Source organism: Capnocytophaga sp. CM59, assembly GCF_000293175.1.
Lineage (GTDB): Bacteria > Bacteroidota > Bacteroidia > Flavobacteriales > Flavobacteriaceae > Capnocytophaga > Capnocytophaga granulosa.
Map to the genome: position 1 here is coordinate 1 of NZ_ALNN01000008.1, position 16,576 is coordinate 16,576.

13 protein-coding genes are annotated in these 16,576 nt (G+C 40.0%); 5 read left to right on the top strand and 8 right to left on the bottom strand.

The window, feature by feature from the left end:
- Positions 1-32 precede the first annotated feature (32 nt).
- Genes HMPREF1154_RS02295 through HMPREF1154_RS02305 form a run of 3 tightly spaced genes read right to left on the bottom strand, consistent with a single transcriptional unit; the run spans position 33 to position 3,386 of the window.
- On the bottom strand, positions 33-470 hold the full coding sequence (locus tag HMPREF1154_RS02295) for a hypothetical protein (RefSeq protein ID WP_034566741.1): 438 nt from the start codon (positions 468-470) through the stop codon (positions 33-35).
- A gap of 7 nt (positions 471-477) precedes the next feature.
- Positions 478-2,112, bottom strand: a complete 1,635-nt coding sequence (trpD, locus tag HMPREF1154_RS02300) for an anthranilate phosphoribosyltransferase (protein WP_009640973.1) — start codon at positions 2,110-2,112, stop codon at positions 478-480.
- Positions 2,109-3,386 carry an anthranilate synthase component I family protein gene (locus tag HMPREF1154_RS02305; protein ID WP_009640945.1) on the bottom strand — a complete coding sequence of 426 codons (1,278 nt, stop codon included), beginning with the start codon at positions 3,384-3,386 and terminating at the stop codon, positions 2,109-2,111. Before HMPREF1154_RS02305 ends, trpD begins: the two co-directional genes overlap by 4 nt.
- A gap of 187 nt (positions 3,387-3,573) precedes the next feature.
- On the opposite strand from HMPREF1154_RS02305, the gene radA reads away from it, so the two are divergent.
- From radA to HMPREF1154_RS02325, 4 genes are read left to right on the top strand one after another with little or no spacing between them, the layout of a single operon-like run.
- On the top strand, positions 3,574-4,950 hold the full coding sequence (gene radA / locus HMPREF1154_RS02310) for a DNA repair protein RadA (RefSeq protein WP_009640950.1): 1,377 nt from the start codon (positions 3,574-3,576) through the stop codon (positions 4,948-4,950).
- A gap of 34 nt (positions 4,951-4,984) precedes the next feature.
- Positions 4,985-5,779 (top strand): alpha/beta hydrolase, encoded by a 795-nt coding sequence (locus HMPREF1154_RS02315; protein WP_009640941.1) that lies wholly within the window; start codon positions 4,985-4,987, stop codon positions 5,777-5,779.
- Between the two features lie 17 nt (positions 5,780-5,796).
- Positions 5,797-7,131, top strand: a complete 1,335-nt coding sequence (locus tag HMPREF1154_RS02320; protein WP_009640935.1) for a hypothetical protein — start codon at positions 5,797-5,799, stop codon at positions 7,129-7,131.
- 14 nt (positions 7,132-7,145) lie between these two features.
- Positions 7,146-8,345, top strand: a complete 1,200-nt coding sequence (locus HMPREF1154_RS02325) for an RHS repeat protein (RefSeq protein WP_009640932.1) — start codon at positions 7,146-7,148, stop codon at positions 8,343-8,345.
- A 10-nt stretch (positions 8,346-8,355) separates the two neighbouring features.
- Here the strand turns inward: HMPREF1154_RS02325 and HMPREF1154_RS02330 are convergent, their stop codons facing one another.
- From HMPREF1154_RS02330 to HMPREF1154_RS02340, 3 genes are all read right to left on the bottom strand, one after another.
- Positions 8,356-9,444, bottom strand: a complete 1,089-nt coding sequence (locus HMPREF1154_RS02330; protein WP_009640967.1) for a PD40 domain-containing protein — start codon at positions 9,442-9,444, stop codon at positions 8,356-8,358.
- 160 nt (positions 9,445-9,604) lie between these two features.
- A complete protein-coding gene (locus tag HMPREF1154_RS02335; RefSeq protein ID WP_009640938.1) occupies positions 9,605-9,964 on the bottom strand; it encodes a ribosomal maturation YjgA family protein in 360 nt (119 codons plus the stop codon).
- The gene (locus HMPREF1154_RS02340) at positions 9,961-10,476 is read right to left on the bottom strand and encodes an NUDIX hydrolase (RefSeq protein WP_009640943.1); all 516 of its coding nucleotides are present in this window, start codon (positions 10,474-10,476) and stop codon (positions 9,961-9,963) included. The genes HMPREF1154_RS02335 and HMPREF1154_RS02340 overlap by 4 nt, the downstream gene beginning before the upstream one ends.
- Before the next feature lie 144 nt (positions 10,477-10,620).
- Here HMPREF1154_RS02340 and HMPREF1154_RS02345 point away from each other — a divergent pair, with 144 nt between their 5' ends.
- The gene (locus HMPREF1154_RS02345) at positions 10,621-12,162 is read left to right on the top strand and encodes a YifB family Mg chelatase-like AAA ATPase (RefSeq protein ID WP_009640966.1); all 1,542 of its coding nucleotides are present in this window, start codon (positions 10,621-10,623) and stop codon (positions 12,160-12,162) included.
- Between the two features lie 7 nt (positions 12,163-12,169).
- On the opposite strand, the gene HMPREF1154_RS02350 is transcribed toward HMPREF1154_RS02345, so the two are convergent.
- Together HMPREF1154_RS02350 and HMPREF1154_RS02355 are read right to left on the bottom strand one after the other, a co-directional pair.
- Entirely contained in the window at positions 12,170-13,699 is a 1,530-nt protein-coding gene (locus HMPREF1154_RS02350; protein ID WP_009640947.1) for a lipase, read from the bottom strand.
- A gap of 74 nt (positions 13,700-13,773) precedes the next feature.
- On the bottom strand, positions 13,774-16,509 hold the full coding sequence (locus tag HMPREF1154_RS02355; RefSeq protein ID WP_009640946.1) for a PD-(D/E)XK nuclease family protein: 2,736 nt from the start codon (positions 16,507-16,509) through the stop codon (positions 13,774-13,776).
- Positions 16,510-16,576: the final 67 nt, after the last annotated feature.

The following is a 16,576-nucleotide window of genomic DNA, read 5'->3' on the forward strand; positions in this document are numbered from 1 at the left end:
ATTATACAGATATTTTTAACTATTGATTCGCATTAATGGTTAATGCTTTCTATTTCTTTAATGAGCTTATTTGTCAGAAGAACATATATAATCATAAGCATAGGGAAATATCTATAAGAATTCCAAAATATAGTAATCCATGTCTCCTCAAAAGAATAAGTATTCCAAGCGGCAACTCTATCTACAAAGAGCATATAATTAATATAGTAGAGCGTGGATAATAGAAATAATAAAATCAATCCATACAAATACACACTCTTCTTCACTACTCTAAACAAAAGAGTAAGTAGTACCCCTAAAACACCTATTTTTATGAGTAAAAATACAAAAATATCCTCTCCTAAGGAACATTCTAAACAAGAAGAGGACATACCCCCCTTATAATCCTTCATGGATAAGAATAGGAAAATAACATCTGTTACAAAAACAGCTATTAGAAACAGTATGTATTTTAATAGCTTTTGTCTCATACTCCTTTTACCTTTTATCTTTTACCTTCAAATAGTGTTCGTACACCTTTCCGCTACGGATAGCCTCCTCTATAAGCGGTTTAGCCTCGGCAGGGTGCTTGACAAAGTCAGCTGTATAGAGGGCAAACATAGCATTGAGTATCACGATATCCGACTTAGGCGATTGCTCCTCGCCCTTGAGCGTTCTTAGCAGTATGGCCGCATTTTCCTCTGGAGTACCTCCTTGTATATCGGCATGGAAAGCCCTTTTGAAGCCAAACATCTCAGGGGCTATGGTATATTCAAGTATCTTTCCGTCCTTGACTTCCACAATCTTAGTCTCATCGCAGAGGGTAATCTCGTCCAACCCATCATTACCCCTTACGACCAAGGCATGTTTTCTACCCAATAGCTGGAGCGTCTCGGCATAGAGGCGCTGTACAGGCTCGTGGTAGAGACCTACCAGCTGATACTTGAGCTTGGTATTGGGGTGCAATAAGGGGCCTAAGACATTGAACACCGTACGTATACCGAGCCTTTGCCTAACCTCCTTCACCTCCCCTACCAAAGGGTGAAAGAAAGGCGCATGGAAGAAAGCCAAGTGCTCTTTCTGGAGGTGTGTTAGTTGTTCCAAGAGTGATGTTTCCAAAGGAATCCCCAATTGGCCTAATACATCAGAGCTACCACTCTGGCTGGTTACTGAGCGATTGCCATGTTTGGCTACCTTTACCCCCATAGCAGCGACGATGAAGGCCACGGTAGTGGAGATATTAATCGTTTTAAGGCCATCACCCCCTGTCCCACAAAGGTCTATCATAGGACTCTCGTCGGCAAAGGTAGTACTATAGGCCAAAATATTCCTTACAAAAGCAGTCAGAGATTCAGGATAAAGACTTTTCTCTGAAATCAAGACCAAAAGAGCCCCTAACTGAACAATATCATACTGTTTGGTATGGATAACAGCGCAAATTTCCTTGAAATCTTCGTTGGCTAAAGGGATATTCTCCTGCAACTTCTTCAGTGCTGCCTTGAATACCTCATTGGCTCTTGCCTTCTCAAGCGTATGATCAGCTTGTGAGGGTTGTACCTTCTGAGTATGGGTGATAAAGTTCTTGATGATATGTTTGCCATACTCGGTAAAAAATGATTCGGGGTGAAACTGTATGCTATATATAGGCTTTTCCTTATGTTCTAAGGCCATAATGATATCATCGTCCGAAAGAGCTGTCACACGAATATGCTCAGGGAGTTGCTCCTTTCCTACATAGAGAGAGTGGTAGCGCATCACCTGAAACTGTTTGGGTAAGCCACTGAAAAGCAGGGTGTTATCATCAGTTACCGTAAGGGTAGAAGTTTTCCCATGTAGGGGCACTTCCATACGCTTAATTTCTGCCCCATTGACCAGACCAAAAGCCTGATGTCCTAAGCAGATACCCAATACAGGAATGGTAGTAGTCTTCTGAAGAATCTCCAAACAGATACCACTATCCTTAGGATGCTTTGGCCCTGGAGAAAGCACAATGCGAGAGGGTTGTAGGGCGGTGATCTGCTCCCAAGTAATCGCATCGTTGCGTACGGTTCTCACCTGCTCATCGGTGAGTTCTTGGAGGTATTGAGCGACATTGAATACAAAAGAATCGTAATTATCTATCAGTAATATCATTTCTCTTTACAATTTTTGGTAAATACATTCAGTACAGAAGCCCGCTTATGGCAGATTTCGTCATACTCCCTTTCTGGGGAAGAATCATAGACAATGCCTGCCCCTGCTTGGATAAAGACCTTTGAGAGCTGCTTGTCCTTGTCTGTTTTCTCAAAAAAGGCACTGCGTATGACAATAGCCAGCTGTACGTTGCCATTGAAGTGTAGGAAACCTATCCCCCCTCCATAGACATTACGACGGAAGGATTCGAGTTCGCTTATGATCTCCATCGCTCGTATTTTGGGAGCGCCGCTGAGGGTGCCAGCGGGGAAAACGATAGAAATCACCTCGAAGGGAGACACTTCGGCACGCTTGGTACCATATACATGGGACTCTATATGCATGATATGTTCGTAGCGAAGTATATGCATCATGTCTTTGACCACTACGGAGCCTTTTTCAGCAAATTTGCCAATATCATTGCGCGCCAAATCCACCAACATACGATGTTCAGCGCACTCTTTGGGGTCAGCCAAAAGCTCCTGTTCTAAGCGTAAGTCCTCATTGGCATCTTTTCCACGTGGGCGAGAACCTGCAATAGGGGCTATATGAATTTGGCTACCTGTGATATCTACTAAAATTTCGGGAGAAGAACCCACCACATCGCCATATTGGGTTGGAAAGTGGAACATATAGGGAGAAGGATTGGCCTTACTTAAATAGCGGTAGAAATCAAGCGAATCCAAATTACTCTGCAAAGACAACTGCTCACTGAGTACCACTTGGAAGACATCGCCTGAACGTATATACTCCTTGGCTTTCTCTACCATTTGATAGAAATGTGCCCTCTCCTGGGCAAGGTCGGTCTGTAGCTGGTAAAAAGCCTCTTGTGCTGGGGGTAACTCTTGGTTATTAGCCTCCTCTAAGAAGTGGAAATACTGCTGCTCATCACCATAGAAAGAATACACCTTACTCACCTTGGAGTAGTGCAGATAAGCCTTGGCGTTGGCAAAGACAAAAGCAGGAAAATCATACTGCCTTTGGGCTTTCTCAGGAATTTGTTCAAAGAAATGAATCGTCTCATAAGAAAACACTCCAAAAAGCCCCGCAAAAGGAGCAATGGCTTTCTGCTGCTGATGATACTGTTCTAAGGAAGAATAACTATATTGGTTAGCATCTAAGTAATCACAGTCAATGCCTATAATCACCTGATTGACGTCCTCTGCCAAATAGGAGTTTTCGTATCTTTCTCTGATACGTGTATAATAAAAAAGAGGGGCGGCGGTTAGGAACATATTTTCAGTTGTTAGTTGTCAGTTATCAGTGGTTAGTGATTTAAGGCGCAAAGATAAAAAAAATTTGGTGATTTACCAATTATTTAGCATATATTCAGCAGTAAATTAGTTTTTGGCAAAATAACTCATTGGCAAATGAGCTAATTGACAAATTATTCTTATCTTTGCTGTCAAAACAAAAGACAAAATGGCAAAGACAAAAACTGCTTTTTTCTGCCAGAACTGTGGGGCACAATACAGCAAATGGCAAGGACAATGTTACGCTTGTAAAGAGTGGAATACCATTGTGGAAGAGGTCATCCAAAAGGAAGAAAAACACCAATGGAAAAAGGAAGATGAACAGGATGATACCCCCCGCTCAAGGAAAACCAACAAATACGTTCCCTTACATGAAATCACCACGGAAAAGGAAATGCGATTGGATAGTGGTGACCAAGAGTTGAACAATGTACTTGGGGGAGGTATTGTACCTGGTTCGGTTGTACTCATAGGAGGCGAACCTGGAATAGGGAAGAGTACACTGCTGCTACAAATCGCCATGCGTATGCCCTACAAGACCCTATATGTATCGGGCGAGGAAAGTCAAAAACAGATCAAGATGCGTGGAGAGCGTATCACCAATGCTCGTAACAATTGCTATATACTTACTGAAACCAAGACCCAAAACATTTTTCAACAGATAAAAGACCTTGACCCTGAAATCCTTATCATAGACTCCATACAGACACTCCACTCGGATTATATAGAGGCCTCGGCAGGGAGTATCTCCCAGATTCGGGAATGTACAGCGGAGCTCATCAAGTATGCCAAGCTCACAGGCGTACCCGTGATTATCGTGGGTCATATCACCAAGGATGGCACCATAGCAGGGCCTAAAATATTGGAACACATGGTAGATACCGTCTTACAATTCGAGGGCGACCGCAACCATGTATTCCGTATCCTTAGAGCGCTGAAAAACCGCTTTGGCTCTACCTCCGAATTGGGTATCTATGAGATGCTCTCCACAGGCCTTAGAGAGGTGAACAACCCCTCGGAAGTGCTCCTTTCCAAGACCGATGAGAATAGCTCTGGCACGGCCATAGTGGCTACTATTGAGGGTATGCGTCCGCTTATGATTGAAATACAAGCGCTTGTGAGCAGCGCTGTATATGGTACCCCTCAACGCTCCACCACGGGCTTCAATGCCAAGCGCCTGAATATGCTCCTTGCGGTACTGGAAAAGCGCGCAGGCTTCCGCTTAGGTAGCAAGGACGTGTTTCTAAACATCACTGGAGGAATCTCGGTAGATGATCCTTCCACTGACTTGGGCGTGGCTATGGCTATCCTCTCCTCCAACGAAGATGTGGCAATCCCTAAGACCTTTTGCTTTGCTGCCGAAGTAGGCTTAGGAGGAGAAATACGACCCGTACAGCGCGTAGAACAACGTATCTCGGAGGCGGAAAAACTCGGTTTTGACACCATCTTTATCTCTAAATACTGCAAGCTCACCGCTGCTAAAAGCAATATCAATGTCATTGCCTATGCCAAAGTAGAAGAGGTCATCGCTCACCTCTTTGGCTAATGCTATATTTCTATAACCCTAAAACCCTAAGATTATGAAACAGATCTTTTTACTCATCGGTCTTGTCCTATCTCTCTCTTGTTCAAAGACCACTCATACAGGCAGTGCCCCAGCGCCCCCTTCCTCTGATGCCGCCATAGACCTCTCCCCTACCCTTGAGAGCAGGATCTTGGGCGGGAAGCAACACTATGCGGTATATCTTCCCCCCAGCTATGCCAAGGAACCCGAACGCAAGTATCCTGTGCTCTATCTGCTACATGGTATGTATCAGGACTATAAGAGTTGGTTCAGCGACGGAGGCCTACAGGCGGCAGCCGACAAAGCCATAGCCGAAGGCGCTACAGAGATGATCATCATCTGCCCTAATGGGTTCAACTCTTTCTATTACAATAGTAGCGATATGCGTTATGAAGACTTCTTTATCCAAGAGTTTGTTCCTGAGATAGAAAGGAGATACCGTATTCTTTCTGAAAAGGAACACCAAAACATAGCGGGGCTTTCTATGGGCGGCTTTGGAGCAACTTACTTAGCTTTCCAACATCATGAGCTCTTTGGCAATGCTTATTCTACCAGCGGCGGATTTATAGAACCTGCCACTACCCTACTCAAAAACATTATCAATGCTAAATTAGCTACAGAGAAAAGCCATTTTCCTACTTACACCTTGGAATGTGGCGAAGAAGATGCTTTAGTGATTGAATCCAACAGAACACTCAGTCAGTTCTTGGACGAAAAACAAATAAACTACACCAAAATATTCCGACAAGGCACTCATAACTGGAAGTTTTGGAAGGAATCACTACCAAAAATACTCCGTTCTGTAAGATAAATTTAATTTGTAATGCTATGAAAAACTATTTATTTCCCTTTTTATTCCTTTTCTCTATTGTTATATGTGGGCAAAATGCAGCTAACAAAGTAGAAAAATACAGAATAGATCCTGAATTAGCTTATCCTTTTAAGAAACCTCTTTTAGGAAAGGTAAAAACTATGCATACTGCCCACTATTTTATAGAATATAATAAATATGACACTATAAAAAAGGAGCTTTTTGATAATAATTATACTTATGGCTTTGATAAAGAAGGAAAAGAAATTCTATTTATCAAATATGATATGCACGGCAATATAAATAGCAAATATGAAAGGAGATACAACGAAAAAGATAGTCTTATTTATCTAAGAGAATTTATATGGGGAGAAAACTTTGGAACTTATATAGAAGAAAATTCTTATTTCTATAATCCATTAGGACTATTACAAGAATTAAAAGGTTATAGTCTTAAAGAAAGTGATCCTCTTTTTATTTACCGAGAGCTATACAAATATAATGACAAGCAACAGCTCTTAGAAAGTCATTATTACAGCAATGATACACTCACAGAAACTACTATCTATTCTTACAATAACAAGGGAAAGCTTATAAAGAAACTTGATTATTTAAAAGGAAAATTAGACTCTGAATACAAACTTGAATATGATGAAAGAGGCAACCTTATCAAAAAAGATTATTATTTTACACAATTCTCTATCAGTCAAAAAAGTATCACTAAGTACCAATATGATGACCAGAACAGACTTATCTTGGCTACAGAAAATATAGATGGAGATGAAAATATTCTCATCAAGAACATTTATAAAGACAACTTACCTATAGAAAGTTATGAGAAGAAAAGGAATGGAGACGAAATACATATATTTTATCATTATAAAGACAACCAACTTATAGAAGAAGAAAAATTTACCAAATTTTTTAACGGAAATTATTACAGTACTACTAAAGAAAAGATACAATATGATGAAAAATGTCGTATAAAGAGATTCTATGATTATGAAGAAGAAAAGATAGTAAGAACTTATACTCATTATTATGATGATAAGGATAGAATAATAAAAACAGAACTATTATATGACAATAATAAAAAAGAATATTGTACAAATAGTTATGATATGGCTGATAATCTTACAAAAACTATTTATAAAAATAATAAAGAAGCCAACAAAGATATTTATAGATATGACAAAAACAATAACTTACTCTCTAAAATAATTTATAAAGGAAATAAAACAATAAGAAAAATACTTTATACTTATGATAGCTATCAAAATCTTATCAAAATAGAAAAATATAATAATGGAAAGAACTATATCTACGAAAGAACTTTTACCTATTATGAATAAAATATTTTAATACTATGAAACATTTTTTATTTAGTTTGTTATTTTATTTTTCTTCTTGTTTTTATGTATCTCTTTTAGCACAAGAAGATGACCCTAATAGATATACTAACGAACATCTTAGAAACTTAGGTATTACTCCTCAAGGAAAAGTAAAATCAGTAGAGAAATTCATTTACCATTATGAAAATAAAAACGGAAAAGAGGCAAAGATATTTCCTAAGAATGCCAAAGTAGAACGTATGCCCGTACATAGCCGATACATCTTTGATAAAAAGGGAAATATCATAGAATTTTATAACTACTATACCGATGGGAAACTTTTCCAAAAGATATTTTACCAATACAACACGGATAATCTACTTACAAAAGCTGATGAATACAAATACAAAGAGGAAAACAATCCCGAACATATAGAAGAAGAAATTTTCTACGAGGGAAAAGTAATGATCTCTAAAAAATACAAGATTGATGGCAACTTATTTGAAATAAGAATGTTGTTTGATAAAAACAAAAGGAAAAAAGCTATTTCAGAATATAGGAATAATACACTCATTAATAAAAATAGATATTCATATAATAGCAAAGGGAATATTACATATGAAAAAAACAAATCTACTAGCCTTTTAGGTGATGAAGCCTATGATACTTGGTATACATATACGAAAGAAGGTACATTGCTTGCTGAAAAGAAAGAATGTTACTCCTTGTTTTGTTTTTATACTACTTATCAATATTTAGCCAATAATGAAGTATATGAAGAGACCACCTATACAACTCCTTTACATGATGAGAAAGATATCTCTGACAAGAAAACAAAATATTATATCTATGACTCCAAAGGAGCTATAGTAGAGATACAAACATACAAGGGAGATGAATTTCGTTCCTACCACTGTATGGAAAACGATAAGGAAGTAGAAACTTATAGTTATTTTCTAGAAGGAGAGGTTATAAAGACTATTTTTTCTTACAACAAGGACAACCAATGTATCAAAAAAGAAAATTTTAATCTCCTTACAGGCGATTTTACCTCTGGAACGTATTATACGTATGATGAGAAAGGAAATTTGCTACAAATAGATGACGGACAGATTCCTTCCCCTAATAGAACCATCTACCACTATGACAAATTCAACAACTGCACAGAGGAAATTTGGTACAAAAATAACAAACCTGCTGCCATTGTAGAGCGCATCTTTACCTATTATCAATAAGTGACTTCTTTTATCTCCAGATGAGTCGTTGCTCTGCTGATATGGGGTATTTCCCATCTTTGGGATAGAATATAGTACCGTCATTATCGGCATCAAGATCTCTGGTTTTGCCATTATTCTCTATAATGATAAGCATATTGACTACCCCTGCAGTCCCAAATACCGCTGGGTCATAGGCATAGGGCACTGCAGAGTGTCTGGGCTGTCCTGTAAAGGCAATATACTTCCCATCTGGAGAAAAGGATGGGAGACGCTCTCCACCTGAATAATAAGTTCTTGCATCGGTAATGCCATCTACCTTTGAAGTAGTTACTTGGTAGGATGAGTCCTCTTGTATATCATAGAGCCAAATATGCTTATCACCCCTTCTGAAGACAAATTGTGTCCCTTGTGAGTTCATATTGAGCATCTCTATATCATCAAATGGGAGCTTTTTTACATAGATCATACGCCAATTATTGCTTTCTGAGGCTTTTGCTAATTCATTATCTACACTAAGGAAAAGTTCCCCAGCACTTGACCAGCCTACGATATTGATCCTATGCGGCTGATATCCGTCAATATTAAATTCTTTTAGCACACGCCCGCTACTCCTATCCAATATACTTGCAGGATTATCATCATTATAACCCATAGATTTTTGGGCTTGTACAGCGACAAAGCACTCGTCAGGCGAGAGGAAAAAACCTACCCCGCCAGCGGCACCTACCTCATAACCATTGAAGTCAAAGGAATTGATTTGACGCTTCTCGAAATCATCATCACTGGTAGCTGCACCAGATTTCTTCTCAAGCATAGGCAGATAGGTAAATTGAAGATAATCCGTCTGATATTGGCCATAAGGTCGTTTTGCCCAAGCTACCAATAGCTTCTGGCCATCCCAAGAGACATCATACTTATCAACTATATTGCTCTTGAATATCTCAGTAATGTTTCTCCCTGAGCGAAGGTCATAATACCCATACCCTCCTGCAAATTGGTAGTATATACCACTGCCTGTAACCCCTAAGGTACCTGCTGCTGATGTCTCATTATCTTTACTGCAAGAAAAGCACAAAAATAACGAGGCAATAACTATTGTAAAAGTTAATTTCTTCATATCTATATTATTTATTGAGGACAAAAATATAAAATCCTGAAATACAAAACAAAATTACACCTTTATATTTTTGTTAATCTTCATCTCTAAAAAGTTAATCCTCAATGGATAGCAGGCTTTGCATGAAAAGGAAGAAATCGTTACTTAAAGTAAAATCCTGTTATTTGTCAAAGATAAATACTAAGAAACAGCCAGTGGCATAGCAAAGAATATCCTCATAGGAAAAATGATTCCCTAAAAGAATATACCCAAGAGTACCTTTGCCAAAACCGAAGAAAGTAGCCAGCTTAAAGTACTGTAGTATCTCCACAAATACAGCAAAGCAGAAAATCCCTATAAGTAATTTCTTGGTGTTCTTGATACGGAAAAAGGCTCTAATAAAGCAATAAATCAGTATCACTACCAGAATATCCCCCAAGTATGCCCGTACAAAGGAAACACTCTTGAATAAAGTGGCTATGGCTACCTCTACCAAAAAGATGATCAGGGCAGCGAAGAAGTATTTGGAATTGAATTTCATTGGTTTAAGTAATATTTTTCAATGACTGTTCTTACAGAGACGAAACCTATTTTACTAAGGTTTATTTCAGGTATGGGAATCCATTGTAAGGACTTTATTTCATCGGCTGCCCTTACAGAAACAGGCACATCCAAGGGGCATTCGTAGAAGATATCCATAGTGCGATAGGGAATATTCTTGTACAAATAGTGATTGGGTTGAGTCGTTACATATTTTAGTTGGCTTGGCGTTATCTCTAAGCCCAATTCTTCATTTACCTCACGACAAGCAGCGGCTTCGGCATTCTCATCAGGATCTATAAAGCCTCCAGGGAGGTCAAGCTTGCCCTTGTCAGGGTCTATATTTCGCACCGCAAAAAGGATCTCCCTCTCGTGCCTAAAGATAACTGCCACGGCAGCAGCTATATTGTGGTAATACACAAAACCACAATGGTGACAGAGAAAACGCACCAAATTAGGAAACTCTATATCCTTGCTTCCACAGTGGGGACAATAGGTAAAAATATTTTCCATGATTACTCATTTTAGAAAGACAAAAGTAGTGAAAATTACGGATATAGCCATGTAGAAAAAGAAAAATCATTTTTATAACCCAAAATTCGTTATTTTTTCGTAAATTTGCTCTACACAAAAAATCTTTTTTCAAAAACGAAGAGCATGTTAGTAAAGATCTATGGCAGTGCTGTTTATGGCGTAGAGGCAATTACCATTACCATTGAGGTCAATATAGATAAGGGTGTGGGCTACCACTTAGTAGGCCTACCCGACAATGCAATAAAGGAAAGTAACTTCCGTATAGAGGCAGCGCTACACAATAACCAATACAAAATCCCTGGAAAAAAAATCACGATCAATATGGCGCCTGCCGATATGCGCAAAGAGGGGTCGGCCTATGACTTGAGCTTTGCTATAGGCATCTTGGCGGCCAACGGACAGATACAGTGTGAGGAGATAGAGCGGTATATCATCATGGGTGAGCTCTCCTTGGACGGAAGTCTACAACCCATCAAGGGTGCACTGCCTATTGCGATCCAAGCTAGAAAGGAAGGGTTCAAGGGATTTATACTCCCTATGCAAAACGCCAAAGAAGCTGCTATTGTCAATAACTTAGAGGTGTATGGTGCGGAGAATATCAAGCAGGTTATAGACTTTCTCAATGGGGAAGATAGCTTGCAGCGGGTAGAGCTAAACACCCGTGAGGAGTTCTTCAAGCATGTGGAGACCCCTGAGTTTGACTTTGCCGATGTCAAAGGCCAAGAAAGTGTCAAGCGCTGTATGGAGATTGCCGCGGCGGGCGGACATAACATTATACTCATTGGCCCTCCTGGTTCTGGTAAGACCATGCTGGCCAAGCGCCTACCTGGCATACTGCCTCCTATGACCTTACAAGAAGCCTTAGAAACTACTAAGATACACAGTGTAGTGGGGCGGGTCAAAGACAATGGACTTATCTGTCAGCGGCCTTTTCGCAGTCCGCACCATACCATATCGGACGTGGCGCTAGTGGGAGGAGGTAGCTATCCACAGCCTGGGGAAATCTCCTTGGCGCACAATGGAGTACTCTTTTTGGACGAACTTCCCGAATTTAAGCGTAGTGTATTGGAGGTGATGCGCCAGCCCTTGGAGGACAGAGAGGTTACTATCTCTCGCACTAAGTTCTCCATCACCTACCCCGCTTCGTTCATGTTGGTTGCCAGTATGAATCCTTCACCCAGCGGTTATTTCAATGATCCTGATGCACCTATGGTAAGCTCCCCTGCCGAGATGCAGCGGTACTTGAGCAAGATTTCTGGGCCTTTGCTCGATAGGATAGATATACATATAGAGGTCAATCCTGTACCTTTTGAAAAACTTGCCCAGCGGGAAAAGGCCGAAAGCAGTACCGCCATTCGCGAGCGGGTTATACGCGCTAGAGAGATACAGACCCAGCGGTTTGCCCAGTACGAACATATCCACTACAATGCCCAGATGAGTAGCCAACAGATAGGCAAATACTGCCATGTAGAAGCCTCCTCCTTGGCCATGCTCAAGAAAGCCATGGAACGACTTAACCTTTCAGCGCGTGCCTATGACCGCATCCTAAAGGTAGCCCGTACCATAGCCGACTTGGAAGGAGCGGAAACCATACAGGAGCACCATATAGGCGAGGCCATACAATACCGCAGCCTTGACCGAGAAGGCTGGTTGGGCGGGTTCTAAAAGTAGCCTATTTTTTGTACATATCGGGAGATTGTACCGAAAGCAAGTCCTCTACCAAGTTCTGGAATAACAGTTGTGCCATACGCTCGGTACCCTTGTCAGAGAAATGTACCAAGTCGCTGGCTGCCATGCGGTTATCATACCATATCTTCATAGAGTTCTTGCCGCCCATGGCCTCGTACATACTAAAGAATGCAAAGCCATTCTCAGCCGTTTGCTTTTTCATCTCCTCTACTAGTTCTGGGATAATGTCATAAGTGGTCTTGGTACTTCGCTTAAGCATATCGCTGGGGCCTATTAGGATAAAGAGGGCATCGGGGTTACGCTTCTGCACCCACTGCATATTGGTAATGATACGCTTTACGCTGGAAGCTACCTTGTTTTTGGTCAGATAGGGAACGAGGTTTCCCCCGAATTGGAAGATGATAATATCGGGTTTCAGCTCGCGACTCATCGCATCGTAAGTATCCTGAATACGGGTAAAGTGAAAGCCCGAATCCCCACGTGTAGGAATATTATCAGCCTGTACCCCCTCAGTACTACCTGCTGTTACCCCATAGAAATCAGGACTTTTGGTACTGGAGAACTGCACACGGAGTTTCTTGGGCGTAGCAGAAAAGTTCAGCTTATAAGCATGGTAGGCACCATCGTCTATAAGCGTATCCTTTCTTATCTCCTTATCATCTTCATAGACAGTGACTAAGGCAGGTGTCGTACAATTACCATAATGTATAGTTACTTGGTTGTACTGGCTAAGCCTATTGTAATAAGAGTGCGAAGGAGAAATGGTAAAAGAAGCCGTCTTAAGCCCTGCTGTCTCACCACGTGCGGGAGCAAAACGGCAAACATTGGCATAAAGCCCATACTGATTGTTCTGTAAAAGATCCTTGTTTTTGCGCTGTTCGGCATTGAAAAGCGCGTAGCGATACCAGTTTCCTGAGGTTTGTTCTATGATACTGCGTTGCCCATAAGGCATCTTGATAGGAAAGTAGCCAGGCCCTGTCCCTCCATAGAGTGTTTGTAGACCATTACGTAAATAAGCAGTGATACGATCGCCCTCTAGCTTGGAATCTCCATAATGAAGAATACGACAAGAGGGCTGGCTGAGCTTCTCATGTAGCTTCTTAACGAAGTCCTTGGCAGGAGCAGGATAGTAGATCTGCCCCTCCACATTGCTCACCAAGGGAGGATTCCCCGCTGAGAGGAAAGCACCAATGGAGTCTCGCAATTGATTCATATCCTCTGGGAAGACGAACTTATGCCTATTGACCATAGTTGTCACCCCCATTGTATCTTTTTCAACTTTCTCAAGATCAGGCTCTTTTCCCTGTATAATCGCCATAGCCTTATCGTTGGTAATATGCTCTTGACGGGAGAAGATATCCCAGAAAGTAGGGTACTTCATTTGGAAATTACCGATTCTTATTCCATGGGCTACTTCGTTCTCTTCGTCCATATATTCACGGCTAACAAAGGTAAGCCATAGCAAAGAGAGCAATACACCGAGCATAAAGATTACTATTTTCTTAGGAGACATCTGCTATTATTTTTGGGTGCAAATATAGGAATAAAATGTAATACCAAAATATACAAGCACATAATTTCATTAACTTACTTTTCAACAAAGGGTAGCGCAGGGTCATATATCTCTTTTAGGAGCTGTATGAGCTTTTGTTCAAATGCATCTCGTACATGCGTATCCACAGGGCTTATATCCTTATCCTTACCATTTCTAAAGCCTATAAAGCCCAATTTGAGTCTTCTAAAGGAGTAGTTCCCTACATATACCCGCTTATCCTCCCCTATCATTCCCGTTTTGAACAGCAAATAGGCATACATAAGCAATTGGAAGGCTTTAGAGTAATCGTAATCCACAATCAGGTTTTCCCATTTCTTCTCATTGAGGGCTACCTGTCCTTTCTCTACAATACCCGACTTATAGTCTACTATATAGATATCTTCGCCTCGTTGTTCTACACGGTCTATCGTTCCATTGAAGCGAATAGGAAAAGGAAAATCTTCGTATTGGACATCTATCCGTATCTTTTCTTCTAAGTATAGGAGCTTTACCACATTATTAGATACATTCCTCTGGTCTATATCCAAGAATTTCATCACATATTCCTCAATGGTACGTTGTACAAAGATATTTTTCCCTGCTATTTCTTCATTCTGTTGGTATTCTTTGAATACTGTTTTCGTTGTCTCGGCTACTTTTTTTCTTATTTTGTCTATATCCTGCTTGGAAATTACATGATTTAGATATGGTTTGTATAATAGTTCCAATATTCTATGAATGATAGTTCCCAGTGAGCGGTCTTCTACAATTTCCTCTACTTCGGCATCGTCCCTTATATCCAAGATTTGCTGCTGGTAGAAGTCAATAGGGTTTCTTACATAGGTAGTAAGTGAGGAAGAGGAGAATCCCTTTCGGTGTTTGGGATCACCTCCTGTGGCTATCGCGACCAATTTGTCTATAATCTGTTTGTCTTTAGCTATCTCAACAGGTTGTTGTTCTATTATCTTCACCTCAGGGAATCTTACTTCGGGCTTTATCTTGTAGTCAGAGAGCAATTGTAGTATAAATCGGCTCTTCTCACTTCCTTTAAGTCCATCGGTTTCTGTATTGTAAAAAAGTATTGCCTTTTCCGAGTGCTGGAGTATTCTATAAAAGTAATAAGCATACATATAATCAGACTCTTTGTAAGTAGGCAATCCCAAATTAGCTCTGACATCAAAAGGAATTAGCGAATTAACCGTATTTCCTTTAGGGAAAATACCCTCGTTCATAGAGGTGAGTAGTACATTCTTAAAGTGTATGTTCTGCGCTTCCAGTATACCCATTATTTGCAATCCTTTCAGTGGCTCTCCCCTGAAATTAAGCTTTTGTTTGACCAACAAATCATTATAGATATAGTACAAAGACTTCACACTATCTACGAAATGATGTTTTTCTTGTAAGTGATAGATCTGATTGAAGAGTTCATAGAAATTGTACAAGTATTCTAAGTTCAGAAGGTTTTCTTTATCCTCTTTTTCCAAAGATTCTTTAATCACTAAAAGCAATTCTATGATGTTTTTAATCAATTTGCTTACTGAAATATTCTTTTGGTCATCAAAAAGCAAATCTATAATAGCAGCATCTTTTTCTTTTTTATATTTGTCCAATGTTTTTTTATATACATAGGACAAGTTATGTTCGTTGATATAGGTTATAGTATCTTTTTTATAGTTTTCTGAAAGCAAATTACTCAAGAAAGGTTGCTCTAAGAGAGACTTTACTTCCTTGTGATACCATCTTCCTGAAATATAGAGCTTGAAGTAAGCTGAAATAAGATCATGTACAGGCGTTTGTTGTAAGGGGTAGCCCATGGTGATATTGATAGAGAGTTTGTTAGTATCTATAGCCTGTAATAAGGGTAGTAACATATCACTATCACTAAGAACGATGGCTGTTTGTTCGAGTTCATTGGTAGGAATTTCCTCTAAGAGGGAGGTAAGCAGGTGTATTTGGTTCACTTGCTTAGGTGTCCCATACACTTGTATCTTTGTATTGAGCTGGTCTTCTACAATCCATTTCTTAGTTGCTCCTCTTCTGTAGTAGCGCCATTTGTCTAAGTAGTTTTCTATAAAGTATCCCGCACTATGTTGGCTATTGAGGAAGTGTTTTTCTATATCCCAATAGATATCTCCTTGCATCTCCTCCAAGATATACTGTATTACCTTCTCTTGCGCTACACTTAGGGCGTTGAACCCTACAAAAAGGTGTAGTTTCTCTTCGTTTGCACTCTTGTATGCGTCCATCTGCTCATAGGCTACCCGTGCGATAAAGCCTTGGTAACCTTGTCGCTGCTTATACATCTCCTTATGGAGTGCGTTGTAATAAGTACCCAGAGTACGCCAAAAAGCCAAGTGCTTTTCTTGCATCTCGGTAAGTTTTTCGCCTAATGACCAGTGTTCTACTTCCTTTATTGCTTCCACATAGGGGAATATATCTTTATAAGCGATGAGGTATTGGTCTATATCGTCGAAATCTTTCCAAAGCATTTTCCCCCAGCCGACAAACTTTTCAAAGTCATCTACCTCAGTGGTAGTATGCTCTTTATATACTTTGTAGAGTTCAAATAGGCCTTGCACCTCGGACATCTTTTTTATCCCAGAGATACGCTCCAATAAGTTGTCTAAGGTAATAAATTCAGGCGAGATACCTGCTTTACGGTACTTCTTGGCGAAGATTTCTCGCAAAAAAAGTGCCGACCGCCTATGGGGAGTTACCAATATAAGGTTTTCCGTAGGTACATCGGCATAGTTTTCTAAATAATCTTCAATGACTTGCTCTAAAAACATAACCATTTAAGTTTGAATTTTGAGTTTTGAATTTTGAGTTGTTGCATAACTCGAACTCAAAACTCAA